Source organism: Actinomadura nitritigenes, from assembly GCF_017573545.1.
GTDB classification, from domain to species: domain Bacteria; phylum Actinomycetota; class Actinomycetes; order Streptosporangiales; family Streptosporangiaceae; genus Spirillospora; species Spirillospora nitritigenes.
Map to the genome: position 1 here is coordinate 1 of NZ_JAGEOK010000011.1, position 24074 is coordinate 24074.

22 protein-coding genes and 1 rRNA gene are annotated in these 24074 nt (G+C 75.2%); 17 read left to right on the forward strand and 6 right to left on the reverse strand.

Features of this window, described 5'->3' with window-relative positions; translation table 11 throughout:
- Positions 1-8 precede the first annotated feature (8 nt).
- Positions 9-125: ribosomal RNA gene (rrf, locus tag J4557_RS18010) — 5S ribosomal RNA — on the forward strand.
- 97 nt (positions 126-222) lie between these two features.
- Here rrf and J4557_RS18015 read toward each other — a convergent pair.
- Positions 223-1737, reverse strand: a complete 1515-nt coding sequence (locus J4557_RS18015) for a hypothetical protein (protein ID WP_208268144.1) — start codon at positions 1735-1737, stop codon at positions 223-225.
- Here J4557_RS18015 and J4557_RS18020 point away from each other — a divergent pair.
- The 3 genes from J4557_RS18020 (at position 1726) to J4557_RS18030 (ending at position 4621) form a co-directional block, all read left to right on the forward strand.
- Positions 1726-2706: a prolipoprotein diacylglyceryl transferase gene (locus J4557_RS18020; protein WP_307799946.1), complete on the forward strand. Its 981-nt coding sequence runs from the start codon at positions 1726-1728 to the stop codon at positions 2704-2706. The genes J4557_RS18015 and J4557_RS18020 overlap by 12 nt on opposite strands.
- A 130-nt stretch (positions 2707-2836) precedes the next feature.
- Positions 2837-3640, forward strand: coding sequence for an SAM-dependent methyltransferase (locus tag J4557_RS18025; protein WP_208267883.1), 804 nt, complete (start codon positions 2837-2839; stop codon positions 3638-3640).
- A 129-nt stretch (positions 3641-3769) separates the two neighbouring features.
- Positions 3770-4621, forward strand: coding sequence for a dienelactone hydrolase family protein (locus J4557_RS18030; protein ID WP_208267884.1), 852 nt, complete (start codon positions 3770-3772; stop codon positions 4619-4621).
- A gap of 13 nt (positions 4622-4634) precedes the next feature.
- On the opposite strand, the gene J4557_RS18035 is transcribed toward J4557_RS18030, so the two are convergent.
- The 3 genes from J4557_RS18035 to J4557_RS18045 all read right to left on the reverse strand — a co-directional run bounded on the left by J4557_RS18035 (position 4635) and on the right by J4557_RS18045 (position 7393).
- A complete protein-coding gene (locus J4557_RS18035) occupies positions 4635-5570 on the reverse strand; it encodes an MBL fold metallo-hydrolase (RefSeq protein ID WP_208267885.1) in 936 nt (311 codons plus the stop codon).
- 78 nt (positions 5571-5648) lie between these two features.
- Entirely contained in the window at positions 5649-6053 is a 405-nt protein-coding gene (locus J4557_RS18040; protein WP_208267886.1) for an NUDIX hydrolase, read from the reverse strand.
- Entirely contained in the window at positions 6050-7393 is a 1344-nt protein-coding gene (locus J4557_RS18045) for a DUF1015 family protein (protein ID WP_208267887.1), read from the reverse strand. Before J4557_RS18045 ends, J4557_RS18040 begins: the two co-directional genes overlap by 4 nt.
- 72 nt (positions 7394-7465) lie before the next feature.
- Here J4557_RS18045 and J4557_RS18050 point away from each other — a divergent pair, with 72 nt between their 5' ends.
- Together J4557_RS18050 and J4557_RS18055 are read left to right on the forward strand one after the other, a co-directional pair.
- On the forward strand, positions 7466-7909 hold the full coding sequence (locus tag J4557_RS18050) for a tetratricopeptide repeat protein (protein ID WP_208267888.1): 444 nt from the start codon (positions 7466-7468) through the stop codon (positions 7907-7909).
- 62 nt (positions 7910-7971) lie between these two features.
- The gene (locus J4557_RS18055; protein ID WP_208267889.1) at positions 7972-8985 is read left to right on the forward strand and encodes an HAD-IIA family hydrolase; all 1014 of its coding nucleotides are present in this window, start codon (positions 7972-7974) and stop codon (positions 8983-8985) included.
- A gap of 36 nt (positions 8986-9021) precedes the next feature.
- Here J4557_RS18055 and J4557_RS18060 read toward each other — a convergent pair whose 3' ends face one another.
- Positions 9022-9363, reverse strand: a complete 342-nt coding sequence (locus J4557_RS18060; RefSeq protein ID WP_208267890.1) for an SCP2 sterol-binding domain-containing protein — start codon at positions 9361-9363, stop codon at positions 9022-9024.
- A gap of 116 nt (positions 9364-9479) precedes the next feature.
- Here J4557_RS18060 and J4557_RS18065 point away from each other — a divergent pair, with 116 nt between their 5' ends.
- From J4557_RS18065 to J4557_RS18115, 11 genes are all read left to right on the forward strand, one after another.
- The gene (locus J4557_RS18065) at positions 9480-9788 is read left to right on the forward strand and encodes a hypothetical protein (RefSeq protein WP_208267891.1); all 309 of its coding nucleotides are present in this window, start codon (positions 9480-9482) and stop codon (positions 9786-9788) included.
- A gap of 31 nt (positions 9789-9819) precedes the next feature.
- Positions 9820-10623, forward strand: coding sequence for a TlyA family RNA methyltransferase (locus J4557_RS18070; protein ID WP_208267892.1), 804 nt, complete (start codon positions 9820-9822; stop codon positions 10621-10623).
- Positions 10624-10768: 145 nt separating this feature from the next.
- Complete coding sequence (locus tag J4557_RS18075; protein WP_208267893.1) at positions 10769-11797, forward strand: NAD kinase; 1029 nt, start codon at positions 10769-10771, stop codon at positions 11795-11797.
- Between the two features lie 58 nt (positions 11798-11855).
- Positions 11856-13562, forward strand: a complete 1707-nt coding sequence (recN, locus tag J4557_RS18080; RefSeq protein ID WP_208267894.1) for a DNA repair protein RecN — start codon at positions 11856-11858, stop codon at positions 13560-13562.
- Positions 13563-13676: 114 nt separating this feature from the next.
- Positions 13677-14921, forward strand: coding sequence for a putative cytokinetic ring protein SteA (gene steA, locus J4557_RS18085; protein ID WP_208267895.1), 1245 nt, complete (start codon positions 13677-13679; stop codon positions 14919-14921).
- Positions 14918-15874, forward strand: coding sequence for a copper transporter (locus J4557_RS18090; RefSeq protein WP_208267896.1), 957 nt, complete (start codon positions 14918-14920; stop codon positions 15872-15874). Before steA ends, J4557_RS18090 begins: the two co-directional genes overlap by 4 nt.
- Before the next feature lie 7 nt (positions 15875-15881).
- Entirely contained in the window at positions 15882-16877 is a 996-nt protein-coding gene (locus J4557_RS18095) for a hypothetical protein (RefSeq protein WP_243775968.1), read from the forward strand.
- 58 nt (positions 16878-16935) lie between these two features.
- A complete protein-coding gene (murJ, locus tag J4557_RS18100) occupies positions 16936-18666 on the forward strand; it encodes a murein biosynthesis integral membrane protein MurJ (protein WP_208267897.1) in 1731 nt (576 codons plus the stop codon).
- 10 nt (positions 18667-18676) lie between these two features.
- Positions 18677-19915 carry a glycosyltransferase family 4 protein gene (locus J4557_RS18105; protein ID WP_208267898.1) on the forward strand — a complete coding sequence of 413 codons (1239 nt, stop codon included), beginning with the start codon at positions 18677-18679 and terminating at the stop codon, positions 19913-19915.
- A gap of 242 nt (positions 19916-20157) precedes the next feature.
- Positions 20158-21180 carry a TerC family protein gene (locus J4557_RS18110; protein ID WP_208267899.1) on the forward strand — a complete coding sequence of 341 codons (1023 nt, stop codon included), beginning with the start codon at positions 20158-20160 and terminating at the stop codon, positions 21178-21180.
- A gap of 92 nt (positions 21181-21272) precedes the next feature.
- Complete coding sequence (locus J4557_RS18115; RefSeq protein WP_208267900.1) at positions 21273-23468, forward strand: acyl-CoA dehydrogenase family protein; 2196 nt, start codon at positions 21273-21275, stop codon at positions 23466-23468.
- Between the two features lie 164 nt (positions 23469-23632).
- On the opposite strand, the gene J4557_RS18120 is transcribed toward J4557_RS18115, so the two are convergent.
- A complete protein-coding gene (locus J4557_RS18120) occupies positions 23633-23971 on the reverse strand; it encodes a hypothetical protein (protein WP_208267901.1) in 339 nt (112 codons plus the stop codon).
- Between the last annotated feature and the right edge of the window lie 103 nt (positions 23972-24074).

Sequence of the window (24074 nt, forward strand, 5' to 3'; positions counted from 1 at the left end):
GTGAGGCGTTCGGTGGTTATGGCGGAGGGGAAACACCCGGTCCCATTCCGAACCCGGAAGTTAAGCCCTTCAGCGCCGATGGTACTGCATGGGAGACTGTGTGGGAGAGTAGGACACCGCCGGACATATATTGGTCGAGGGTCGCACCCCGTTTTTCGGGGGCGGCCCTCGACGCATGTCATGGACCTGCCGAAGTAGGCTGCAGGAGTCCACGAACCACCATCAAGAACAGTGACGGACGTGATGAGCGCGGAAGAGGACGGCCGCAGCGACGAGAACCGCGAGCGGCGGGGGAAGAACGGCGGGCGGAGCGCGCCCGGCGCTCGTGGGGGCACCGGCGGGTCCGGTGCGCGCGGAAGCGGCGGTCCTCGCGGATCCGCGCCTCGCAACGGCGGTCCCAAGGGCGGCAGCGGCCGTCCCGGGGCCGGGGGCGGCTGGAAGGGGCGCGAGGGTCAGGGCCGGCGGAACGATCGGCCCTCCGACCGCCCGGTCCGGGGGAACGACGACCGTCGCGGCGGCGAGGGAGCCCCGCGCGAGCGGCGTGATGACCGTTTCGGCGGCGGACGCGGCGGCGAGCGGGGACAAGGACGGTTCGGCGGCGCCGGTGGCGAGCGCCGGAACGCCGGGCCCCGCGATGAGCGACGTTCCGGCACGTCCGGCGGTCCGCGTGGCGGGAAGCCGGGTGGCCGTGGTGACGGGCGCTTCGGCGGCCAGGGCGGCCCTCGCACCGGGCCGGGCGGACCGCGTACCGGACAGGGCGCCGGTGGCGGTCGCTCCGGCGGCGGCCAGGGCCCGGGCGGCGAGGGCCGCGAACAGCGCTTCGGTGGCCCTCGTGCAGAGCGTCGCGATGACCGCTTCGGTGGTCCGCGTGGCGGCCAGGGCGCCGGTGGTGGAAACCGCGAAGGGCGCTTCGGCGGGCCGCGTGGTGGCGGCCAGGGTCCGCGCGGTGAGCGCCGTGAAGGCGGTTTCCGCGGTCCGCGCGACGGCCAGGGTCCGCGTCGTGAGGGCGGTTTCGCCGGTCCGCGCGGTGAGCGCCGTGAGGGCGGTTTCGGCGGGCCTCGTGGTGAGCGTCGCGAGGGCGGCTTCGGTGGTCCGCGTGGCGGCCAGGGCGCCGGTGGTGGAAACCGCGAAGGGCGCTTCGGCGGGCCGCGTGGTGGCGGCCAGGGTCCGCGCGGCGAGCGCCGTGAAGGCGGCTTCGGCGGCCAGCGCGGCGGCCAGGGTCCGCGTCGTGAGGGCGGCTTCGGCGGCGGGCGCGGACCTCGGGACGAGAGCCGCGGTGGCCGGCCCGGTGGGCCGCGCGGTGAAGCGCGCTCGGGTGGGCCTCGCGAGTCCCGTCCCGGCGGCCGGCAGGGCGAGCGCGGGTCCGAGGGGCGGCCGAAGGAACGCCGGTTCCAGGACCGCGACGAGCGCGGCGGGCGCGACGGCGGCCGTCCCGGCGGAGGGTTCCGTCAGGAGCGGCCCGGTGGGCGCCGGTTCGAGGGTGATCGGGAACGGCCGCGCGGCCAGCGCGACGGCGGAGGGTTCCGCGGTCGCGGACCCGGGCGTCCCGAGGAGCGGGGCGGGCGCCCGCACGGCCCGGGGCGCGGCCGTCCAGCGGAGGTCGAGCGGGAGCGTCCGGCACCCAAGCACGACGATCCGCTGCTGCCCGACGACGTCACCGGTGAGGAGCTGGACGCGGAGGCGCGCGCCGAGTTGCGGACGCTGCCGAAGGACCTCGCGGAGCGCGTGGCGCGGCATCTGGTGATGGCGGGGCGGCTCTCCGAGGAGGAGCCGGAGCAGGCGTACAAGCACGCCCGCGCCGCGCGCCGGCTCGCGTCGCGCGTCGGCATCGTCCGGGAGGCCGCCGGGATCGCCGCGTACCAGACGGGGGAGTGGGCCGAGGCGCTCGCCGAGCTGCGGGCGGCCCGCAGGCTGGGCGCGGGCGACGACTCGTACCTGCCCGTCATGGCCGACTGCGAACGCGGGATGGGACGTCCCGAGCGCGCCCTCGACGTGATCAAGTCGCCGGAGGCGGACCGGCTCGACCCGATGGGGCGGGTGGAGCTGCGCATCGTGGAGTCGGGCGTGCGCCGCGACCTCGGCCAGTACGACGCGGCCGTGGTGACGCTGCAGATCCCCGAGCTGCGGGACCGGCGGCTGAGGCCCTGGTCGGCGCGGCTCTTCTACGCCTACGCCGACGCGCTCGCCGAGGCGGGCCGCGAGGGCGAGGCGTCCGACTGGTTCGCCCGCGCGGCGGCCGCGGACCGCGACGGCGAGACCGACGCCGCCGAACGCTACGCGGAGCTCGAAGGACTCCACATCCTCGACACGGAGGACGACGGCGAGGAGTCCGCCGAGGACCTCGACTCGCAGCAGGTGCCGGAGGACACGGCCGCAGACGGCGGCGACACGGGCGACACGGGCGAGGCCGGCGAGGCCGTGGCGCCGCCCGCCGAGCCGGTCGCGGAGGTGCGCGAGGAGCCGGCCGCGGAGGTGCCGGAGATCGTCACGGCGACGGACATCCAGTTCAAGCCCGCCGATCCCGAGATCCTGGAGCCTGCGCGGGAGGAGGTCCCCGAGGCGCCCGCGGTGTTCCTCGAGCCGAAGACCGCCGAGCCGGAACCCGATCTCGACCAGGCCGCCGTCGAGCCAGAGCCTCCCGCGGAAGGGGAGGCCGGCGAGGACGAGCCCGGCGGTCCGGACGAGGGTCCGAAGGCCGGCGGCTGACCCGCTGAGCCGGTCTCCGGACGTGCCGCTCGGTGCGTCCGGAGACCGGGTCCGGCCTTCGCGACGGACGGAAGGCCCGAAAGAACCGAATGAAGATCTCTTGCCGGGGTTCGCGGCTAGGCTGTGCCGCGTGATCGCCGGTGCGGAAGAGGTCCCCCCGAAGGGCATCGACGTCGAGACCCCGCACATCGCGCGGATCTACGACTACTGGCTGGGCGGCAAGGACAACTTCGCCTCCGACCGGGCGGCCGCGGAGCAGGTGATGCTCGCGACGCCGACGATCAAGCCGGGCGTCACCGCGAACCGGGCCTTCCTGAGCCGCGCCGTGCGGACGATGGTCGGGCACGGCGTCACGCAGTTCCTCGACATCGGCACGGGCATCCCCACCGCGGACAACACGCACATGGTCGCGCAGGCCGCCGACCCCGAGTGCCGGGTGGTGTACGCGGACAACGATCCGATCGTGCTCGCGCACGCGCGCGCCCTGCTGTCCGGCGTGACCGCGCCGACCGCGTTCGTGGACGCCGATCTGCGCGACACGGGCCGGATCCTGGAGGAGGCCGCGCGGCTGCTCGACTTCGAGCGCCCGGTGGGCCTGCTGCTGATCGCGGTGCTGCACTGCATCCCGGACGACGACGACCCGCGCGGCATCGTCCGCACGCTGCTGGACGCCCTCGCGCCCGGCAGCTTCCTCGCCGTCACCCATCCGGGCATCGACCAGATGCCCGAGCGGATGGCGGCCGCGGAGGACGCCCTCACCAAGGCGATGGGCTTCCGCGTGACCTTCCGCACCCGCGACGGTGTCGGTGCGTTCCTCTCCGGGCTCGACCTCCTCGATCCGGGCGTCGTCCCGGTCCAGGACTGGCGTCCCGACGCGGACGCGGCGCCGTCGGACACGACCGGGATGTGGGGCGGCGTGGCCCGGAAGCGGTGACCGCCGCCCGGCCTGAGCGCGGGCTCAGCGGGCGGGGAGGCCGCGGACGAGTTATTCGATAGTGTGTCAATAACTCTGCTCGGCGGCCCGCGCGGCAGGCCGGGTCCGGTGCGACGGAAGGGCCGCGTCATGGCCGACGACAGCATGTCCGACTTCACCCGCGGGTCCTTCGCGCACGGGGGCGCGTCCCACCGCGTGTTCCGGTCGGGGACCGGGCCCGCCGTCATCGTGATGGCGGAGGTCCCGGGCATCACCCCGAAGGTGCTCGCGTTCGCCCGGCGCGTCCGCGACCTGGGCCTGACCGTCGTGCTGCCGGACCTCTTCGGGGCGGCCGGGCGCGACCCCGACCCCGCGGCGCACGGCTGGTCCGGCACCGTCGCCTACGGCGTCCGCGCCATGGCCCCGCTCTGCGTCCGCCGCGAGTTCACCAAGCTCGCCACGGGGCGGACCTCGCCGATCGTGGGCTGGCTGCGCGCGCTGGCCGCGCGCGAGCACGCCGAATGCGGCGGGCCCGGCGTCGGTGCCGTGGGCATGTGCTTCACCGGCGGGTTCGCGCTGGCGATGGCCGCCGACGACCGGCTCCTCGCGGCCGTGCTGTCCCAGCCGTCGTTGCCGCTGCCGGTCACCCGCGCGCAGCGGCGCACGATCGACATCGCGCCCGCGGACCTCGCGGCGGTGAAGCGGCGCGGCGCGGACGACCTGACGGTGCTCGGCCTGCGGTTCCGCGGCGACCGGCTCGTCCCCGGCGAACGGTTCGCCTTCCTGCGCCGCCAGCTCGGGGACGCGTTCGTCGCCGTGGAACTGGACGACTCGGCGGCGAACCCGGACGCCCTGCTCAGGCCGCACTCGGTCCTCACCGAGCACCTCATCGACGAGCCCGGACAGCCCACGCGCGACGCGCTCGAGCAGGTCCTGGAGCTGTTCCGCGCCCGCCTGCTCCGGCCGGAGAGCGACGCCCGGTCCGCCGGGGCGGGCGCGTAGGCCGCGCCGCCGGTCAGGCGTGCCGGTCCAAGGCGTGCATGATGCCCGCGACGTTGTTGGCCGGGCTGTTGAGGACGTCGTACTTGGCGGCCAGCTCGGGGTCGAGGTCGGCGCTGTTGATGGCGTAGCGGTCCTTCGTGCGCTCCACCACCATCGCCACGGCGTGGTCCAGCTCGAGACCCTGGTCCCTGGCTGCGCGGACCGCGTCGACCCAGACGCGCAGCTCCTCGGCGGAGCGTTCCAGCGTGTCCTCGACCTCGGTCACCGGGCCGTAGTGCGCGAACAGCAGCCGCTGCGGGCCGAGGTCGCGGAACCGGCCGAGCGACGCCAGCGCCGTGTCGAGGTCGAAGTCCGGCGGCGGGGTGGCGGGCCGCACGTCCGCCGTCTCCGGGATGTAGATGCCGGCGGCGTCGCCCACGTACAGGTCGCCGGTGCCGGAGTCGACGAGCCCGACGTGGTGCTTGGCGTGACCGGGGGAGTAGTGCGACTCCAGCCGCCGGCCGCCGCCGAGATCGATCACGCCGGTGTCCTCGACGGCGCGGATGCGCGCGGAGTCGGTCGGCTTCAGCTCGCCGAACAGGGCGTCGAGGGCGTCGCCCCACACCATGCGGGCGCTGCGCATGAGGCGGGACGGGTCGGCGAGGTGCCGGGCACCCTTCTCGTGCACGACGATCTCGGCCTGCGGGTACAGCGCGGCGATGTCGCCGACGCCGCCCGCGTGGTCGAGGTGGATGTGGGTGACCACGACGCTCGCGAGGTCGTCCGCGCCGACGCCGAGCTCGCTCAGCGCCTGCTGGACGACGGGCGCCGAGCCGGCGGTCCCCGGCTCGATCAGGCACGGCCGGTCGGCGAGGATCAGGTACGCGGCGGTGATGCCGGAGTGGCCCGCCAGCAGGGTGTCGATCTCGTAGACGCCTCCGCCGAGCGCCGTGATGTTCGAGGAGTTCATGGGCAGATCATCGCCCCCGCCGGCCCGCCCCGGCCACCCGGGGCCGCCCCTGAACGGCCCCGGCGGGCGGGGCGGCGGTCAGCGCAGCCGGCCCGCCGCGTGCAGGTCGTCGAAGATCAGCTGGTCGACGGGCGACACGCGGCCGCGGTCGGCGTACCCGAGCCAGGCGATCTCCTCGATCTCGCTGCTCGGCGCGGGCGTGCCGGTGTGGTCGGCGGTGTAGCAGGTCATCCGGACGGTGACGCCGCCGGCGTGCCCGTGCGCCTGCGCCTCCCAGGTGCCGAGGTGGGCGGCCGTCTCCGGCAGGACGTCGACGGTCAGCTCCTCCTTGACCTCGCGGACGAGCGTCCGCACGTCGGACTCGCCGGGCTCCCGCTTGCCTCCCGGAAGGTAGTAGACGTCCTTCCCGCGTGAGCGGGTGCTGAGGATGCGGCCCCCGTCCAGCAGGATCCAGGCGATCTTGTCGATGGTGCGGTCGGTCATCGTTCGCCTTCCGGGTCGAGGAGGCGCAGCACGAGGCCCGTCCGGGGCTTCGGGCCGAACGAGGTGGACTTGCGCGGCACCCGCTCGCCGCCGTTCGCGACGGCCAGGACGTCCGCCACCTTCAGCGGGTTGAGGACGACGGCGGTGCCGCCCGCGCGGCGGGCCCGGTCGAGGGCGGCGGACGGGTCGTCGTGCACGACCTCGATGGCGTTCTCGTTCTCCGGGACGTTCCACAGGTCCCCGACGAGCAGGTGGTCGAGGATCGCGGTGTCCAGGCGGCGCCAGCGTGGGGAGTGCTCGGACGGCATCACGCGGGCCAGCGCGGCCGGGTCGGGGCCGGTGAGCAGGTGGAGCCTCTCGCCGCCGCCGAGCAGGAACGCGGCGCCCTGTGCTTCGCCCAGGGCGCGCACGGCCTGGTTCTCGTCCTCGAACTCGGTGACGTGAAAGGCGTCGCGCGCGCGCTCGACGGCCTCACCGGGCGCCAGGCCCGGCAGGACGCGGTGGATCGCGCCGAGATGCGGCGGATACCGCGTCGAGTCGACGAGCAGCGACAGACCCCGGTCCCACGGGCCGGAGCCGTCCCCGGCGGCGTGGTGGCGCGCCTGCAGGGCGCGGTACGTGGCGTACCGGTGGTGGCCGTCGGCGATCAGGGCCTGCTTGCCGCGCAGGTCGGCGGAGACGCGGGCGTGCAGCGCGGGATCGGCGATGCGCCACAGCCGGTGCGTGAGCCCGTCGTCGGCGCGGAAGCCCAGCAGCGGCTCCCGTTCCGCGGCGTCGTCGACGATCCGGGCCGCGTCGCCCCCGCCCTCGTACACCAGGAAGATCGGTTCGAGATTGGCGCGCGCCGCCGCCATCAGCGCCAGCCGGTCGCGGACGGGGCCCGGGAACACGTTCTCGTGCGGCAGGACGACCCGGTCGGCCTCCGCGCGCAGCCCGAGCGCGCCGATCAGGCCGCGCTGCAGCACCGTCCCGTCCTTGGCCGCCTCGTAGACGTACAGGGCCGGGTCGGGGTCGGTGGTGAGCACCCCCTCGGCGAGCCAGCGGCGCAGCGTCTCGCCCGCCTCCCGGTAGCTCTCCCCGGCGGAGCGCGGCATGTTCAGCCGGACGATGTTGTGCCCCCCGCCCGACAGCAGACGGCCGACCTCCGCGTCGTCCACCAGGTCGTACGGGGGAGTGGTCACCTCGGCCAGGTCGCCCGCCCGTTCGGGGACGAACCGGACGCCGCGGAACGGCGCCAGGTCCAGCCCGCCGCCCGTCGCGGGGCCTGCGGACCCGAAGATCCGGGCGCTGAACTGTTCCGGTCCGAGCCCGGAGGGGAGGTCGTCGTCCACTGTGGGCATGGTAATCAGCGACGGGCCTCCGCGCGTCGGCCGGGTACCGTCGTCGTGATCAAGGTCCGATGGGAGGTCCACATGAGTGGTGAAGGACAGGGACGCCCGGACGATTCCCAAGGCGACGCCCCCGGCGAGCATCCCGCCGCTCCGGGCGGAGGCGTCTACGAGTGGTACACGCGGGGGCTGGAGCTGCTCCGCTCCGGGAGCGCGGCGGCCGCGCTGCAGCTGCTGACCAGGGCCGCGGAGGCCGAGCCGGCGTCGCACAGCATCCGGGAGGCGCTCGCCCGCGCGCAGTTCGGGGCGCGGCAGTTCGGCGCGGCGGCCGAGAGCTTCCAGAGCATCGTCGAGGAGGAGCCCGCCGAGGACTACGCGCGGTTCGGGCTAGGGTTGTCGCTCAGCCGGATGGGCGACTTCGAGGGCGCGGTCGAGCATCTCGCGCTCGCGGCGGCGATGCGTCCGGAGAACCAGGACTACGCGCGGGCGCTGCGGCACGCCCGAGCGACCCTCGCGTCCCGCAAGTGACCCCCTCCGCCCCCGTCAGCCCCCCGATCAAGGCTTTGCCCCCCGATCCCGAGGAGCGTGCGATGAAGGGCAGTGACCGTCCCCTGAGCGAGGCGTACGACGTCGCCCTGCTGGACCTCGACGGCGTCGTGTACGTCGGCCGGAGGCCCGTCCCGGCGGCGGCCGAGTCGCTCGCGAAGGCCCGCGCGGCGGGTCAGCGGCTGGCGTTCGTGACCAACAACGCGTCCCGGACGCCGTCCGCGGTGGCGGCGCTGCTCAACGATGTCGGCGTCCCCGCGCAGGCCGACGACGTGGTGACCTCGGCGCAGGCCGCCGCGCGGCTGCTGGCCGAGCGGCTGCCCGCCGGGTCCGAGGTGCTGGTCGTCGGCGGGATGGGGCTGCGGCAGGCCCTGTACGCGCGGGGGCTGCGGCCGGTGTCGGTGGCGTCCGGGCGCCCCCCGGCGGTCGTGCAGGGCTACGACCCGCGGCTGTCGTACGGGCTGCTGTCGGAGGGCGCCCAGGCGGTCGGCATGGGCGCCCTGTTCGTCGGCTCCAACCGCGACCTGACGATCCCGGGCGGCGACGGGCCGCTGCACCCGGGCAACGGGGCGCTGCTGCGCGTGATCAGCTCGGCCACGGGCGTCGAGCCGATCGTGACCGGCAAGCCCGAGCGGCCGCTGCACCAGGAGTCGATCATGCGGACGGGCGCCGAACGCCCCCTGGTCGTCGGGGACCGGCTCGACACCGACATCGAGGGCGCCCTCAACGGCGGCGCCGACAGCCTGCTCGTCTTCACGGGCGTCACCGACCACGTCCAGGCCCTCACGGCGCCGCCCCACCAGCGCCCCACCTACCTCGCGCACGACCTGACCGGGCTGCTCGTCCCGCACCCCGAGGTCGCGCGGGACGGGGGCCGGCACTCCTGCGGCGGCTGGACGGTGACCCAGGACGGCGACCGGTTCGAGATCACGGGCTCCGGCGAGCCCTACGACGGCCTGCGCGCCCTCGCGTCCGCCGCCTGGCAGGACGCGGCCCCGCCGGCGGCGGAGGCGCTCAGCGGAGCGCTGGGCGCCTTGCGGCTGCCCCGCCTGCGCTGACCGGGGCGACCGGGTCGACAGGGGCGAACCGGGCGATCACAGCAGCCTGCGCAGCCGCAGCAGGTCGAACACGCTCGCCTCGACCTTGAGGCGGCCGGCCGCCCACGCCTTGGCCGGGTTCAGCTCCTCGTGCGCCATGGCGACGAGGTCGTCGCTGTCCACGGTCAGGCGGACCTGGGCCGAGGCCGGGTCGGCGGCGGGCTCGAACGGGTCCAGGCCGCCCACGTGCAGGCGCGTCCGGTAGGCCAGCCCGAGATCGGGGATGCGGCAGCTGATCGTGCGCTCGACCACGTGCTCGGCGAACCGGTCGGCGTCCACTTCCGCCAGCCGCTCCGCGATCCGGTCGAGCGCCGTCCGGCAGTCGTCCTCGTTCGCCATGGTCAGGCCGTTCCCCGTTCGATCGGCAACGATGTCGTTCTGGGACGGTAGCGTTCGCAGTGGCCGTGCGGCGACTCGCCGCCCGCGCCGGGAGGACCCAAGGGGAGGTACACGTGATGTCCGACGAGCCCGCGGCGACGCCGGGACCGGCGCCGGTCCCGCCGGCCGAGGCAGGCGGCGGGGAACCGGGCCTCCCGGCCGCGCCGCCGCCCGAGCCCACCGGCGACCCGCGGGTGGACGAGGCCGTCGCGCGTCTGGCCGACCTGGCCGGACGGCCCGTCCCCGGCCACGTCGAGATCTTCGAGGGCGTCCACCAGCGCCTCCAGGACCTGCTGGCCGGGGCGGAGGGCCCCTCCGCCGAGGCGGGTCCGGCGGTGCCGCAGCCCCGGCCCGCGTTCCCCGACTCCCTGCGCCCCCGCCCGTGAGCCCGGTGGTGACGATCGCGGGGGCGCGACGATGGCGGTGAGGCGGCGGCTGGACGCCGAGCTGGTGCGGCGCGAGCTCGCCCGGTCCCGCGAGCACGCGAGCCAGCTGATCGCCGACGGCCGGGTCAGGGTCGCCGGGCAGCGCGCGACCAAGCCCGCGACGCAGGTCGAGACGGGCGCGGCGATCCTCGTGGACGAGGCCGCCGGCGGCCCCGAGTACGTCTCGCGCGGCGGCCACAAGCTCGCCGGCGCCCTGAAGGCGTTCCACGGCCTGGAGACCGAGGGCCGCGTGTGCCTCGACGCCGGCGCCTCGACCGGCGGGTTCACCGACGTGCTGCTGCGCGCGGGCGCCGCGCACGTGTACGCCGTCGACGTCGGGTACGGGCAGATCGCCTGGTCCCTGCGGACCGACGAGCGGGTCACGGTGATCGAACGGGTCAACATCCGCGACCTGGAGCCCGGGACGCTCGGCGGCGCCCGGCCCGGCCTGGTGGTCGGCGACCTGTCGTTCATCTCGCTCAAGCTCGTCCTCGGCCCCGTGCAGCGGTGCGCCGATCCCGCCGCCGACTACGCGATGATGGTCAAGCCGCAGTTCGAGGTCGGCAAGGACCGGGTCGGCGCCGGCGGCGTCGTCCGCGACCCGGAGCTGCGCGCCGAGGCGGTCCGCGGGGTCGCCCGGCACGCCGCGACGCTCGGGCTCGGCGTCCTCGGCGTGACCGCGAGCCCGCTGCCCGGGCCGTCGGGGAACGTCGAGTACTTCCTGTGGCTGCGGGCCGGCGCGCCGCCCCTGGACGACGCCGACCTGGAGAAGGCGATCGCGGAGGGCCCGCAGTGATCGTGCGTGCGCGCGCGGCCGTACAGAGGGCGTCCGAGAACACAGCGGCCCGGAGAACGCCGCCCGCGGCGGGAACGTCCGCGGGTGGGGCGTTCGTCGAGAGGACGTCGGCACGCCGGGTCGGGCCGGGGAGTGGGGCGAGGGTATGAGCAAGAGGTCGGTGCTGGTCGTGGCGCACACCGGGCGGCCGGAGGCGGTCCGCAGCGCCCAGCTGGTCATCGAGCGGCTCAGCGCGGCCGGGATCTGCGTCCGGGTCCTGGACCGCGAGGCCGAGGACATCGGCTGCGCGGGCGTGGACGTGATGCCGAGCACGGCGGCCGCCGCGGAGGGCGCCGAGGTCGTGATGGTGCTCGGCGGCGACGGGACGCTGCTGCGCGCGGCCGACCTCACCCGCGCGTCCGGGACGCCGCTGCTGGGCGTGAACCTGGGGCACGTCGGGTTCCTCGCCGAGGCCGAGCGGGAGGACCTCGCCGCCACCGTCGACCGGGTGGTGACGCGCCGCTACGACGTCGAGGAGCGGATGACGATCGACGTCACCGTCCGCCGCAACGGCACCCTGATGGGCGCGACGTGGGCGCTGAACGAGGCCAGCATCGAGAAGGCCGAGCGGGAGCGCATGCTGGAGGTCGTCGCCGAGATCGATGGGCGCCCCCTGTCGAACTGGGGCTGCGACGGCGTGGTGTGCGCCACCCCGACCGGGTCGACCGCGTACGCGTTCTCCGCGGGCGGGCCCGTGGTGTGGCCGGAGGTGGAGGCGATGCTGGTGGTGCCGATCAGCGCGCACTCGCTGTTCGCCCGCCCGCTGGTGGTCTCGCCGCGCTCGCAGGTCGCGGTGGAGGTGCTCGCGGACACGCCGCGCGCGGTGCTGTGGTGCGACGGACAGCGGACCCTCGACCTGCCGCCCGGCGCCCGGGTCGAGGTGCGGCGCGGCACCGAGCCGGTCCGGCTCGCCCGGCTGCACCTCACCCCGTTCACCGACCGGCTCGTGACCAAGTTCGGGCTTCCGGTGACGGGCTGGCGGGGCCGGGTCCGGCAGCCCGCGACCCCCTCCCCAGCGGAGGAGGCTCCGCAGGTCACCGGGGTGGAGACGATCGGCGGCGGAACAGGTACCGCGCGCGGGGCGTCCGATCTCGCCGGGACGGACGGGGGAGCATCCGGCGTGCAGAGTGGATAATCTCCACAGGCGCTGATCGGGGATTCGTTTGCGGAGGGTTGTGACGCTGGTGCGTCCGATGGTCGATGAGGTGCGGATCCAGGGCCTCGGCGTGATCGACGAGGCCGTGCTCGATCTGTCGCCGGGGTTCAACGTGGTGACCGGCGAGACCGGGGCCGGCAAGACCATGGTGGTGACGAGCCTCGGCCTGCTGTTCGGCGGCCGCGCCGATCCGCAGCGGGTCCGGCCCGGCGCCGGCCGCGCCACCGTGGAGGGGCGGATCGTGGTCGACCCGGGCGGCCGGGTGGTCGAGCGGGTCGAGGAGTCCGGCGGCGAGCTGGACGACGGCGCGCTGATCGTGACGCGGTCGGTGTCCGCGGAGGGCCGCTCCCGGGCGTTCCTCGGCGGCCGGTCCGTCCCGGTGAGCGTGCTGATCAACCTCGCCGACGACCTGGTCGCCGTGCACGGCCAGTCCGACCAGCAGCGGCTCCTGCAGGCCGGGCGGCAGCGCGGCGCGCTGGACCGGTACGCGGGCGCCGCCCTCACCAAGCCGATGCGCGCCTACACCAAGGCCTACCAGCGGCACCGCCAGGTCAGCGCGCTGCTGGAGGAGCTGACGACGCGGTCGCGGGAGCGCACGCAGGAGGCCGACGTGCTCCGCTTCGGCCTGGAGGAGATCGAGAAGGTCGACCCCAAGGAGGGCGAGGACGTCGACCTCGCCGCCGAGGAGGAGCGGCTCGGGCACGCCGACGCGCTGCGCGGCGCGGCCGACACCGCGCACGAGGCGCTGCTCGGCGACGCCGCCGCCGCGTTCGAGGCCGCGAACGTGACGAGCCTGCTCGGCCAGGCCCGCAACGCCCTGGAGGCCGTCCGCGAGCACGACCCGGAGCTGGCGGCGCTCGCCGACCGGCTCGCCGAGGCCGGCTACCTCGTCTCCGACGTCGGCACCGACCTCGCGTCCTACGCCGAGTCCGTGGACGCCGACCCGGCGCGGCTCGCCGCCGTCCAGGAGCGGCGCGCCGAGCTGACCTCGCTGGTCCGCAAGTACGGCGGCGAGGAGGGGACGGTCGCGGAGGTGCTGGAGTGGGCGCGCCGGTCGGCGTCCCGCCTCACCGAGCTGGACGGCGACGACGACCGCATCGAGGAGCTGCGCGCCGAGCACGCCGAGCTGACCGAGCGGCTCGCCGCCGAGGCGGCGGAGCTGACCGCGGTCCGCGGCCGCGCCGCCGAGCGGTTCTCCGAGGCCGTCACCGCGGAGCTGACCGCGCTGGCGATGCCGCACGCCCGCGTCGTGGTCACGGTCACGCCGACCGACGACTACGGCCCGCACGGCGTCGACGAGGTCGAGGTGCGGCTCGCCCCGCACCCCGGAGCCCCGCCGCTGCCGCTGCACAAGGGCGCGTCGGGCGGCGAGCTGTCCCGGGTGATGCTGGCGATCGAGGTGGTGTTCGCCGGCGCCGACCCCGTCCCCACGTTCGTGTTCGACGAGGTCGACGCGGGCGTCGGCGGCAAGGCGGCGGTGGAGATCGGCCGCCGGCTCGCCCGCCTCGCCCGCAACGCGCAGGTGATCGTCGTCACCCACCTGCCGCAGGTCGCCGCGTTCGCCGACCAGCACCTGCTGGTGGAGAAGTCCGACGACGGCACCGTCACCAGCAGCGGCGTCACCGCGCTGGACCGGGAGGGCCGGATCCGGGAGCTGTCCCGGATGCTCGCCGGCCTGGAGGACTCCGAGCTCGGCCGGGCGCACGCCGAGGAACTGCTGGCCATGGCCGCCGAAGAACGCTAGCCGCTCCGCGAACAGGGAGAACGCACAAGTGAACACGGTGGGCGACGGGCCGGACACGCCCCGTCGATCGTCCCTGCGGCCCTTTACTCCCGTGCTCTGGCAGGATGGCAGGCGATGAACGAACCGGCTCCCACCACCGAGCGGCGCGCCCGGCTGACGCAGCGGCTGACGCTGCCGCGCCGCGTGCTCGCGCTCGGCCGCGGCCGCGACGACGGCCGGCAGGGGGTCAGCGCGACCGTCCGGCTGGACCGCCGCACCAAGGACCTGACCAAGCGGCTGCAGCCCGGCGAGGTCGCCGTGATCGACCATGTCGACCTCGACCGCGTCAGCGCCGAGGCGCTGGTGTCGTGCCAGGTCGGCGCGGTGGTGAACGTCGCCCCGAGCATCTCGGGCCGGTACCCGAACCTGGGCCCGCAGATCCTGGTGGACGCCGGCGTCCCGCTCGTCGACGACGTCGGCCCGGAGGTCTTCGGCAAGTTGCACGAGGGCGACCAGGTCCGGGTCGAGGGCGCGTCGGTCTTCCTCGGCGAGGACGTCGTCGCCAAGGGCACCGAGCAGACCGCCGAGACGGTCGAGACGGCGCTCACCGAGGCCAAGGCGGGGCTCGCCAGCCAGCTCGAGGCGTTCGTCGCCAACACGATGGAGTACGTCAAGCGCGAGCGCGACCTGCTCATCGACGGCGTCGGTGTGCCCGAGGTGGCCACGAAGATCAACGGCCGGCACGCGCTGATCGTGGTCCGCGGCTACCACTACCGCGAGGACATCGCGACCCTGCGGCCCTACATCCGCGAGTACCGGCCGGTCCTGATCGGGGTGGACGGCGGCGCGGACGCGCTGCTGGAGGCCGGCTACCGCCCCGACATGATCGTCGGCGACATGGACTCGGTCTCCGACGACGCGCTGACCTGCGGCGCGGAGATCGTCGTGCACGCCTACCGGGACGGGCGGGCGCCCGGCCTGAAGCGGGTGCACGAGCTGGGCCAGGAGGCCGTGGTCTTCCCCGCGACCGCCACCAGCGAGGACATCGCGATGCTGCTCGCCGACGACAAGGGCGCCACCCTGATCGTCGCGGTCGGCACGCACGCCAACATGGTCGAGTTCCTCGACAAGGGCCGCGCCGGCATGGCCAGCACGTTCCTCACCCGCCTCCGGGTCGGCAGCAAGCTGGTGGACGCCAAGGGCGTCTCCCGGCTGTACCGCAGCCGCATCTCCACCTGGTCGCTGCTGTTCCTCGTCCTCGGCGCCTTCGTCGCCATCGTCACCGCCGTCGCCATGTCACCGGCGGGGGACGTCATCAGTCCCCTGCTGGCCGACCGCTGGCACGCCTTCGTCTTCTGGCTGACCGGACTCTTCACGTGATCGATTTCCGCTACCACCTCGTCTCCATCGTCGCGATCTTCCTCGCGCTGGCGCTCGGCATCGTGCTGGGCTCCACCACCCTGTCCAACTCGGTCGGCGACACGCTGCGCAAGCAGGTCAGCTCGGCGACCCGCAGCGCCCAGGAGGCGCGGGTCCAGCAGCGCCAGCTGCAGCACCAGGTGAACGGGGAGGAGCAGTTCAGCAAGGTGCTGTCGCCGCAGCTCGTCGCGGACCGGCTGAAGGGCCAGTCCGTCGTGCTGATCGAGACGCCGGGCGCCGGCAGCGACAGCATCGACCAGGTCAGCGAGCTGGCCAAGGACGCGGGCGCCGCCGTCACCGGCCGGGTGACGATCCAGAAGAAGCTGCTGGACGACGACCAGCAGAGCACCCTGGACGAGCTGGCCACCCAGCTGAAGAGCGACGACGTGGAGTTCCCGTCGGGCGCCGGCTCCTACGACAAGGCGGGCGCGGTGCTGGCGAACGCGCTGCTCACCCGCGACCCCGCCAAGACCGGCCGCGAGGACGCCGCCGGCGGGGCCGTGCTCAGCGGCTTCAAGCAGGCCGGGTACATCACCACCAGCGGCAAGCCCGGCCGGCACGCCACCCTTGCCGTGATGGTCGCGCCGGCCAACCCGTACGCCTACGACGGCGGGGACCAGGACAACAAGGCACTGATCTCGCTGGCCACCGCACTCGACGGCGCCGGTCGCGGTACGGTCGTCGGAGGCCCCGTCACCTCCGCGCAGGAGGGCGGGCTGATCGCGGCGCTGCGTGACTCCGACGCCGGCGACTCGGTCTCCGCCGTCGACATGGTGGACACCTCGTCCGGGCAGGTCGTGACGATCCTGGCGCTGCAGAACGAGCTGAACGGCAAGTCCGGACAGTACGGGACGGGCGCCGGCGCGAGCGGCTACCTGCCCTCGCCCGCGCCCACGGCGGGGAAGAGCGGGTGACGACCTGATGAACCGACGCATCGCCTCGGGTTCGGCGAGGGGCGCGCGGCTGCTGGCGGGGATGGGCCTCGGCGCCGTCGCGGCGCGGGCCGCGTACGTCGCGCTGACGCGGCGCCCGCCGGGCCTCAACGGCCTGCCGGGCGAGGAGGTGTGGGACCGCACCAACCACCGCGGTGAGCCGGTCACGCTGCTGGAGGGCCCCGCGCTGGTCGCGGGCGCCGCCGCGGCCGGGCTCCTCGCGCCCGGCGCCACCGGCCGCACCCGCGCCGCCGCGCTGCTCGCCGGCGCCGCGTCCGGGATCCTCGGCGGCTACGACGACCTGGCGGGCTCGGCGTCGTCCCGCGGTTTCAAGGGCCATCTCGGCGCGCTCGCCCGCGGCGAGGTGACGAGCGGCGCGGTGAAGATCATCGGCATCGGCGTGACCGGGCTGGCCGCCGCCGCGATCGCCGGCTCGCCCGCCCCGACGCGGCGCGGCCGCGCGTTCGACACCGTCGTGAACGGCGCGATCGTGGCCGGGAGCGCCAACCTGATGAACCTGTTCGACCTGCGGCCCGGCCGGGCCATCAAGGTCGGCGTCATCACCGGGACGCCGCTGGCGCTGGCCCGGCCGTCGTCGGCCGTCGTCGCCGCGCCGCTGGGCGCCGCCGCGGCGCTGCTCCCCGAGGACCTCGCCGAGCGGGCGATGCTCGGCGACACCGGCTCCAACGCGCTGGGCGCGCTGCTCGGGCTGGCCGCGACGCGGCTCGGCCGCGGGCCCCGGCTGGCCGTGCTGGGCGGGCTCGTCGCGCTGAACGCGGCCAGCGAGTTCGTCAGCTTCACCAAGGTCATCGCGGCGAACCCGGTGCTGAACCGGATCGACATGCTCGGCCGCCGCCCCGTCGCGGCGCCCGCCCCCGCGGCCGCCACCGAGGCCGACAAGCCGGACATGGAGGACGCGTTCCGGGTGCACGTGCCGCCGCAGTCGGGTCCCGCCGGGGACGGCGTCACCGCGGACCCCGCGTAGGATCGCGGCGCCCCCGGCCGATCCCGACAGCGCCTTCCGTGACGAGTGCCCCTCACCGATGCCCGCCAACACCCCGTCCCGCACCCCGCCGAGCGACCCGCCGGCGGGCGGCCGGCCGCACGATGAACACGGCGGCGACGCCGTGACGACGCCGCCGCGCGGGTCCGCGCTGCGGCGGCTGACCGGCGGCCTCGCCGGCGCCGCCGTGGTGATCGGGGTCATCACCGTGCTGGCGCGGCTCGCCGGGTTCGGGCGGACGTACTCCTTCTCGCAGACGGTCACCACGTCCTGCCTGAGCCAGGCGTACTTCAGCGCGACGCAGCTGCCCAGCAGCATCTACGAGATCGTGGCGGGCGGCGCGCTGGCCAGCATGGTCGTCCCGGTGCTGGCCGGGCCCGCCGAGCGCGGCGACCGCGCCGAGGTCCGCCGGACCGCCTCGGCGCTGCTGACCTGGATCGTGCTGCTGATGCTGCCGCTCACGGCGCTCATGGCGGGGCTCTCCCACCCGCTGATGAGCCTGGCGGTCTCCAAGGATCTGCAGGGATGCTCGCGCGACGACGTCGTGCGCGTCGGCGGGGACATGCTGGCGATCCAGTCCGTGCAGATGGTGATGTACGGGGCGGCCGTCGTGCTGTACGGGCTGCTGCAGTCGCACCGCCGGTTCGTGGCGCCCGCGCTGGCGCCGCTGGTGTCCAGCCTGGTGGTGATCGGCGCGTACGTCGCCTACGCCCCGCTCGGCCGGGGTTTCGAGAACGACCTGGCCGGGCTGCCGCTGAAGGCCGAGCTGACGCTGTCGGTCGGCACGGCGCTCGGCGGCGTCGCGATGGCCGCGACCGCCGGGGTCGCCGCGTGGCGGCTGCGCCTGCGGCTGCGTCCCACGCTGCGGTTCCCGGACGGGGTGGCGCGGCGCGTGCGGCGGCTGGCACTGGCGGGGATCGCGACGGTCGCGGCGCAGCAGCTGTCGACGCTGCTGATCGTGCGGCTCAGCTCGCGCGGCACCCGCGGCGCGCTGGCGAACTACCAGTACGCCTGGGCGATCTACCTGCTGCCCTGGGCGATCCTGGCGGTGCCGATCGCCACCAGCGCGTTCCCGATGCTGTCCGCGCGGATGAGCGCCGGAGAGCACGCCAGGTTCGACCAGGTCACCGCCGCCACCACGCGCGCGGTGATCCTGGTCTCGTGCGCCGGGGCCGCCGTGCTGGCGGCGGTGGCGGTGCCGGTCTCGGTGGTGTTCAACCCCGGCCATCCCGACCAGCAGGACGTGCTGGCGCGCGCGGTGCTCGCCTTCGCGCCCGGCCTGCTCGGGTACGGGCTGGTCGCGCACCTCGGCCGCGTCCTGTACGCCTGCCATCGCGGCCGGATGGGCGCGATCGCGGTCGTCGTGGGCTGGGTCGTGGTGGCGGCGGTCGACGTGGTGCTGACGCTGTGGGTCCTCGCCCCGAAGTGGGTCGTGGCGGGCCTCGGCGCGGGCAACGCCGTCGGCATGACCGTGGCGGGCGTGCTGCTGGTCGGCACGCTGCTGCGCGCCCGGGGCGCCGGTGCGGTGCACGAGCTCGGGCGCGTGCTGGGCGCCGGGCTGCTGGGCGGCGCCGCGGGCGCCGGCGCGGGCTACGGGACGGCCGCGCTCCTCGGCGTCGGCGCCCCCGGCCTCGCCGGGCAGCTCCGCAACATCGGCACGGGGGCGCTGGCCGCGCTGGTCGCCGCCGCCGTGTTCCTGATCATCGCGTTCGTGGTCGACGGCCGGGACCTGCGGGCCGTCCTCACCCGGAAGGTCGCTCGCAGTGCCTGAGGAGACGAACATGTCCGAGAAGCCGGCCGGCTCCGGCGCGCCGGCGGCGCCCGCCGGCCCCCGCCTGGACGGGGTGCGCGTCGCGCTCGTCCTCGGGACGGCCGCGGGCGGCGTCGGGCGGCACGTCCGGTCCGTCGCGGAGGGCCTGGCCGCGCGCGGCGCGCGGGTCCTGGTCTGCGGACCGGCCGAGACCGAGCGGCTGTTCGGGTTCACCGAGGGCGGCGCCCGCTTCGAGGAGGTGGACCTGGCCGACCGGCCCCGCCCGGTGAGCGACGCCCGGGCGGTCGCGCGGCTGCGGAGGCTGCTGCGCGGCGCCGACGTCGTCCACGCGCACGGGCTGCGCGCCGGCGCCCTCGCCGTCGCCGCCTGCGCGCGCGTCGCGCCGGGCCCGCTGCGGTTCTCGCGCGGCGGGCCGCCGCTGGTCGTCACGCTGCACAACGCGGTCATCGCCGGCGGCCGGACCGCCGCGATCTACGGGGCGCTGGAGCGGGTCGTCGCGCGCGGCGCGGCGCTGGTCCTCGGCGTCTCGCCGGACCTGGAGGAGCGGATGCGCTCGCTCGGCGCCCGGTCGGTCGGGTACGCGCTGGTCCCGGCGCCCGCGCCGCGCGAGCATCCGGGCCCGGCCGTCCGCGCCGACGTGCGGGCGGAGCTGGGCGTGGGGGACCGGCCGCTGATCCTCGCCGTCGCCCGGCTCGCCGAGCAGAAGGGCCTGCCCACGCTGCTGGACGCCTCGCGCGCCTGGACCGGCCGGACGCCGCCGCCGCTGGTCGCGATCGCCGGCGACGGCCCGCTGGAGGAGGAGCTGCGCGCCCGGATCGAGGCGGAGGACCTGCCCGTCCGGCTGCTGGGCCGCCGCGGCGACGTGCCGGCGCTGCTGGCCGCCGCGGACGTCGCGGTGGTGCCGAGCGTGTGGGAGGGGCAGCCGCTCATCGTGCAGGAGATCCTGCGGGCCGGGCGGCCGCTGGTCGCCGCCCGGGTCGGCGGGATCCCCCGGATGGTCGGCGCGGACGACCGGCCGGCCGGCAACGGGGCGCTGCTGCAGGGGCCGGAGAGCGAGGCGGCGCTGCTGGTCCCGCCGGGGGACGCCGACGCGCTCGCCCGCGCCGTCCGGCGGATCCTGGACGACTCCGCGCTCGCGGTGCGGCTCGGTGCCGCCGCCGCGCAGCGCGCCGCGGAGCTACCGGACGAGGCCGACGCCGTCGACCAGCTCGCCGCCGTCTACCTGGAGCTGAGCGCGGCGCGCCGCTGACCCGCCGACGCCGGGCCTTAGATGCCGAGCCGCGGGGCCGGGTTCGCGGGAATGGCGAGAAATTTCCGGGAGCCGGGAACCCTGGCGCGGCCTTCCGCGTCGAAAGGGACAAGTGGAGGGGAGTATCCCCGCGCACGGGTGTCGTCAGCACGGCCGGTCCGCACCGGCCCGGCGCCCGCGGCCCTCGCCCCGAGGGCGGGAGAGACCTCCGGCGCTCGACCACGTCCGCCGGAGGTTTCACGTTGTCCGTCGCACCCTGGGTGTGGATCCTGACGCTCGCCGGGATCCTCGCCGTCATCGCCGCCGACCTGCTGGTCATCCACCGCAACGACACGCGGGAGTTCACCACCCGCAGGGCCGCGTTCTGGTCGGCCGTCTACATCGGCCTCGCCGTGCTGTTCGGGCTCGGCGTCTGGCTCTTCTCCGGAGGGCAGCACGCCGCGCAGTACTTCGGCGGCTTCGTCACCGAGAAGAGCCTCAGCGTCGACAACCTCTTCGTGTTCATGGTGATCCTGACGCGGTTCGCGGTGCCCAGGCACGCGCAGCACACCGTCCTGATGGCGGGCATCGTCATCGCCCTGGTGCTGCGCGGCGCGTTCATCGCGGTCGGCGCGGCCGCGATCTCCACCTTCACCTGGGTCTTCTTCATCTTCGGCGCGTTCCTGCTGTGGACGGCCTACGGGCTGGTGCGCGGCGGTGACGACGACGAGTTCACGGAGAACGCGCTGCTGCGCTGGGCCAAGCGCGTCATCCCGACGTCCGACGACTACGACGGCTCGCGGTTCCTCACCAGGCGCGGCGGCCGCCGCATGGTCACCCCGCTGATGATCGTGATGATCGCGATCGGCTCCACCGACGTGCTGTTCGCGCTGGACTCCATCCCGGCGATCTTCGGGCTGACGACCGAGCCGTACCTGGTGTTCACCGCCAACGCGTTCGCGCTGATGGGCCTCGTCCAGCTGTACTTCCTGCTGGGCGGGCTGACCGACCGGCTGGTGTACCTCGGGCACGGGCTGGCGTTCATCCTCGGCTTCATCGGGGTCAAGCTGATCTTCCACGCGCTGCACGAGTACGGTGTCGCCTGGGCGCCGGACGTGCCGATCTGGCTGTCGCTCGCGGTGATCGCCGGCACGCTGGCGGCCACCACCGTCGCGAGCCTGACCGTCGGCGGCCGGGCCCGCGGTGCCGCTGACCAGGGACGGGACGAGCCCGCCGGGGAGGTCGGCGCGGGCGCCGAACGGGCCTCGCGGACCTCCGGCCGGTGAGACGGCCGGTGAGAGCGGAATCACTTCCCCACGCGACCAGAATCCTGTTCTAGAATCGCTGTCGACAAGCGGTCTGAGAGAGGGTTCGACACATGGCCATCGGGCTGACCGAGGAGCACGAGGCGCTCGCCGATTCGGTGCGCGGATTCGCCGAGCGCAACATCCCGGCGACGGCCGTCCGCGCCGCGCTGGACGCGGACGAGGAGACCCGGCCCGGCTTCTGGCCGGCCCTGGCCGAGCAGGGCCTGCTGGGCCTGCATCTGGACGAGGAGCACGGCGGGCAGGGCTACGGCCTGCTGGAGCTGTCGGTGGTGCTGGAGGAGCTGGGCCGGGCCGCGGCGCCCGGCCCGTTCCTGCCGACGGTGCTGGCGAGCTCGGTGATCGACGCGTCCAGCAACGCCAAGCTGCGCGCCGAGCTGCTGCCGGGACTGGCGGACGGGTCGCGGACCGGCGCGGTCGCGCTGTCCGGCGGCCTCACCGGCACCCGCCAGGGCGGCGCGCTGGCGGTGTCGGGCTCGGCGGCGACGGTGCTGGGCGCGCTGCTCGCCGACGTGGTCGTCCTGCCCGTGGCGGTGGGCGACGAGGAGCAGTGGGTCGCGGTGGACGCCGCCGACCTGAAGATCACCGCGGTGGCGAGCCTCGACCGGGTCCGCCGGGTCGCCGCGGTCGAGGCCGACGGCGTCACCGTGGCCGCCGACCGGGTGCTGGACGGGGTGACCGCCGGCCGCGTCCGCGACCTGGCCGCGACGCTGTTCGGCGCGGAGGCCGCGGGCCTGGCCGGGTGGCTGGTGACCACCGCCGCCGAGTACGCCAAGGTCCGCGAGCAGTTCGGCCGCCCGATCGGGCAGTTCCAGGGCGTCAAGCACAAGGCCGCCCGCGCGCTGATCGCGCTGGAGCAGGCCCGCGCCGCCGCGTGGGACGCCGCCCGCGCGCTGGACGAGGGCACCGAGGAGGCCGGCTTCGCCGCCGCCGTCGCCGCCGTGATCGCGGCGGACGCGGGCGTGCAGACCGCCCGGGACGCGATCCAGATGCTCGGCGGCATCGGGTTCACCTGGGAGCACGACGCGCACATCTACCTGCGCCGCGCGCTGACGCTGCGGGCGCTGCTCGGCCCGGCCAAGGACTGGGCCGCCAAGGTCGCGGCGCTCGCGCTGGACGGCGGGCGCCGCGAGGTCGAGCTGGAGCTGGACGAGGGCGCGCAGCCGCTGCGCGAGCGGATCCGCGCCGAGGTCGCCGAGCTCGCCGCGATCGAGGACAAGGACGCCCTCAAGGTCAAGATGGGCGACGAGGGCTGGACCGTCCCGCACTTCCCCGAGCCGTGGGGACGCGGCGCGGGCCCGGTCGAGCAGATCATCATCCAGCAGGAGCTGAAGGCCGCCAAGGTCAAGGCGCCGAACCTGGTGATCGGCGCGTGGCTGGTGCCGTCGCTCGTCCGCTACGGGTCCGAGGAGCAGAAGGAGCGGTTCCTGCGGCCGACGCTGCGCGGCCAGATGGTGTGGTGCCAGCTGTTCTCCGAGCCGGGCGCCGGCTCGGACCTGGCGTCGCTGTCGATGAAGGCCGAGCGGGTCGAGGGCGGCTGGAAGCTGACCGGCCAGAAGATCTGGACGTCGGTGGCGCAGCACGCGCAGTGGGGCTTCTGCATCGCCCGCACGAACCCCGACGCGCCCAAGCACGACGGCATCACCTACTTCCTGGTCGACATGAAGTCGCCGGGCGTGGACGTGCGGCCGCTGCGGGAGCTGACCGGCGACGCGCTGTTCAACGAGGTGTTCCTCGACGGGGTGTTCGTCCCGGACGACTGCGTGGTCGGCGAGGTGGACAAGGGCTGGCAGGTCGCCCGCAACACGCTGTCCAACGAGCGGGTGTCGCTGTCGACCGGCGGCGGCCTCGGCATGGGCGTGCCCGAGCTGCTCGGCTTCTTCAAGGGCCGGGAGCTGGACGCGGTCACCGCCGCCGAGGTCGGCAAGCTGGTCGCGCAGGGCCAGTCGATCGACCTGCTGGGGCTGCGGACCACGCTGAAGCAGCTCAACGGCGTGGAGCCGGGCGCCGAGGCCAGCGTCCGCAAGCTGCTCGGCGTGCAGTTCAACCAGGACGTCGCCGACTACTGCTGGGCGGCCCAGGGCGAGGCGGCGGTCACCGAGACGCCGATGGCCGAGAGCGGGATCATCGCCCGGGCCATGCTGTTCAGCCGCGCGATGACGATCTACGGCGGCACCACCGAGGTGCAGCTGAACATCATCGGCGAGCGGCTCCTCGGCCTGCCCCGCGACCCCGAGCCCGGCAAGTAGCGGCGGTGCTCGCCCAGGGGGGCGACCCCCTGGAACCCCCGTCAACGGCCGACAGGCTGTTTCCCCGCTCCGCTGGCGCTCCGCGGCGAAACAGCCTGTCGGCCGGCGGGCGGGCCCGCTGCACTCGCTCCGCGTGCCCGCCCGTACCGCGCGCGGCCGGGCCGCTAGCGGGGCCGGAAGTTGTAGGCGATGTTGATCAGGACGATCGCCGACCAGGCCAGGAACAGGCCGAGCCCGCCGGCGTTCACGGCCGCGATGGCGCTGAGCGGGATGGCGGCGACCATCGACAGCACCGCGAGCAGCAGGCCGTGGTCGCCGTCCCCGGAGGGGCGGGGCACTCGGGGGCGGCGGCGCGGGGCCGGGGCGGCGGGACGCGCGTCGAGGGCCTCCTCGATGCGGTCCACGACCGTCTCGATGAAGGCCGCGTCGTAGTCGGGGCCCAGCTCGCGCCGGGCCGCCAGCGCCGCGGCGAGGTCCTCACGAGGCAGTCGTCGGGTCGTCATGGTTCGGTTATAGGCGCGCGGGGGCCGGTGCCGCCTCACTCCGCGGTGCCAACCGCGGCGTACCCCGCAGGGATGAGCGGGGGGACGGCTCCCCGCACCGATA

What these genes read in the sequence shown, in the direction of transcription:
- murJ (WP_208267897.1), top strand. Translation starts at nt 16,936, where the DNA reads ATGCCCGCCAACACCCCGTCCCGCACCCCGCCGAGCGACCCGCCGGCG.
- J4557_RS18055 (WP_208267889.1), top strand. Translation starts at nt 7,972, where the DNA reads ATGAAGGGCAGTGACCGTCCCCTGAGCGAGGCGTACGACGTCGCCCTG.
- J4557_RS18120 (WP_208267901.1), bottom strand. Translation starts at nt 23,971, where the DNA reads ATGACGACCCGACGACTGCCTCGTGAGGACCTCGCCGCGGCGCTGGCG.
- J4557_RS18070 (WP_208267892.1), top strand. Translation starts at nt 9,820, where the DNA reads ATGGCGGTGAGGCGGCGGCTGGACGCCGAGCTGGTGCGGCGCGAGCTC.
- J4557_RS18035 (WP_208267885.1), bottom strand. Translation starts at nt 5,570, where the DNA reads ATGAACTCCTCGAACATCACGGCGCTCGGCGGAGGCGTCTACGAGATC.
- J4557_RS18075 (WP_208267893.1), top strand. Translation starts at nt 10,769, where the DNA reads ATGAGCAAGAGGTCGGTGCTGGTCGTGGCGCACACCGGGCGGCCGGAG.
- J4557_RS18045 (WP_208267887.1), bottom strand. Translation starts at nt 7,393, where the DNA reads ATGCCCACAGTGGACGACGACCTCCCCTCCGGGCTCGGACCGGAACAG.
- J4557_RS18015 (WP_208268144.1), bottom strand. Translation starts at nt 1,737, where the DNA reads ATGCCGCGCCACGCGCTCCGCGAGGTCCTTCGGCAGCGTCCGCAACTC.
- J4557_RS18115 (WP_208267900.1), top strand. Translation starts at nt 21,273, where the DNA reads ATGGCCATCGGGCTGACCGAGGAGCACGAGGCGCTCGCCGATTCGGTG.
- J4557_RS18050 (WP_208267888.1), top strand. Translation starts at nt 7,466, where the DNA reads ATGAGTGGTGAAGGACAGGGACGCCCGGACGATTCCCAAGGCGACGCC.
- recN (WP_208267894.1), top strand. Translation starts at nt 11,856, where the DNA reads ATGGTCGATGAGGTGCGGATCCAGGGCCTCGGCGTGATCGACGAGGCC.
- J4557_RS18065 (WP_208267891.1), top strand. Translation starts at nt 9,480, where the DNA reads ATGTCCGACGAGCCCGCGGCGACGCCGGGACCGGCGCCGGTCCCGCCG.
- J4557_RS18105 (WP_208267898.1), top strand. Translation starts at nt 18,677, where the DNA reads ATGTCCGAGAAGCCGGCCGGCTCCGGCGCGCCGGCGGCGCCCGCCGGC.
- J4557_RS18095 (WP_243775968.1), top strand. Translation starts at nt 15,882, where the DNA reads ATGAACCGACGCATCGCCTCGGGTTCGGCGAGGGGCGCGCGGCTGCTG.
- J4557_RS18030 (WP_208267884.1), top strand. Translation starts at nt 3,770, where the DNA reads ATGGCCGACGACAGCATGTCCGACTTCACCCGCGGGTCCTTCGCGCAC.
- steA (WP_208267895.1), top strand. Translation starts at nt 13,677, where the DNA reads ATGAACGAACCGGCTCCCACCACCGAGCGGCGCGCCCGGCTGACGCAG.
- J4557_RS18040 (WP_208267886.1), bottom strand. Translation starts at nt 6,053, where the DNA reads ATGACCGACCGCACCATCGACAAGATCGCCTGGATCCTGCTGGACGGG.
- J4557_RS18060 (WP_208267890.1), bottom strand. Translation starts at nt 9,363, where the DNA reads ATGGCGAACGAGGACGACTGCCGGACGGCGCTCGACCGGATCGCGGAG.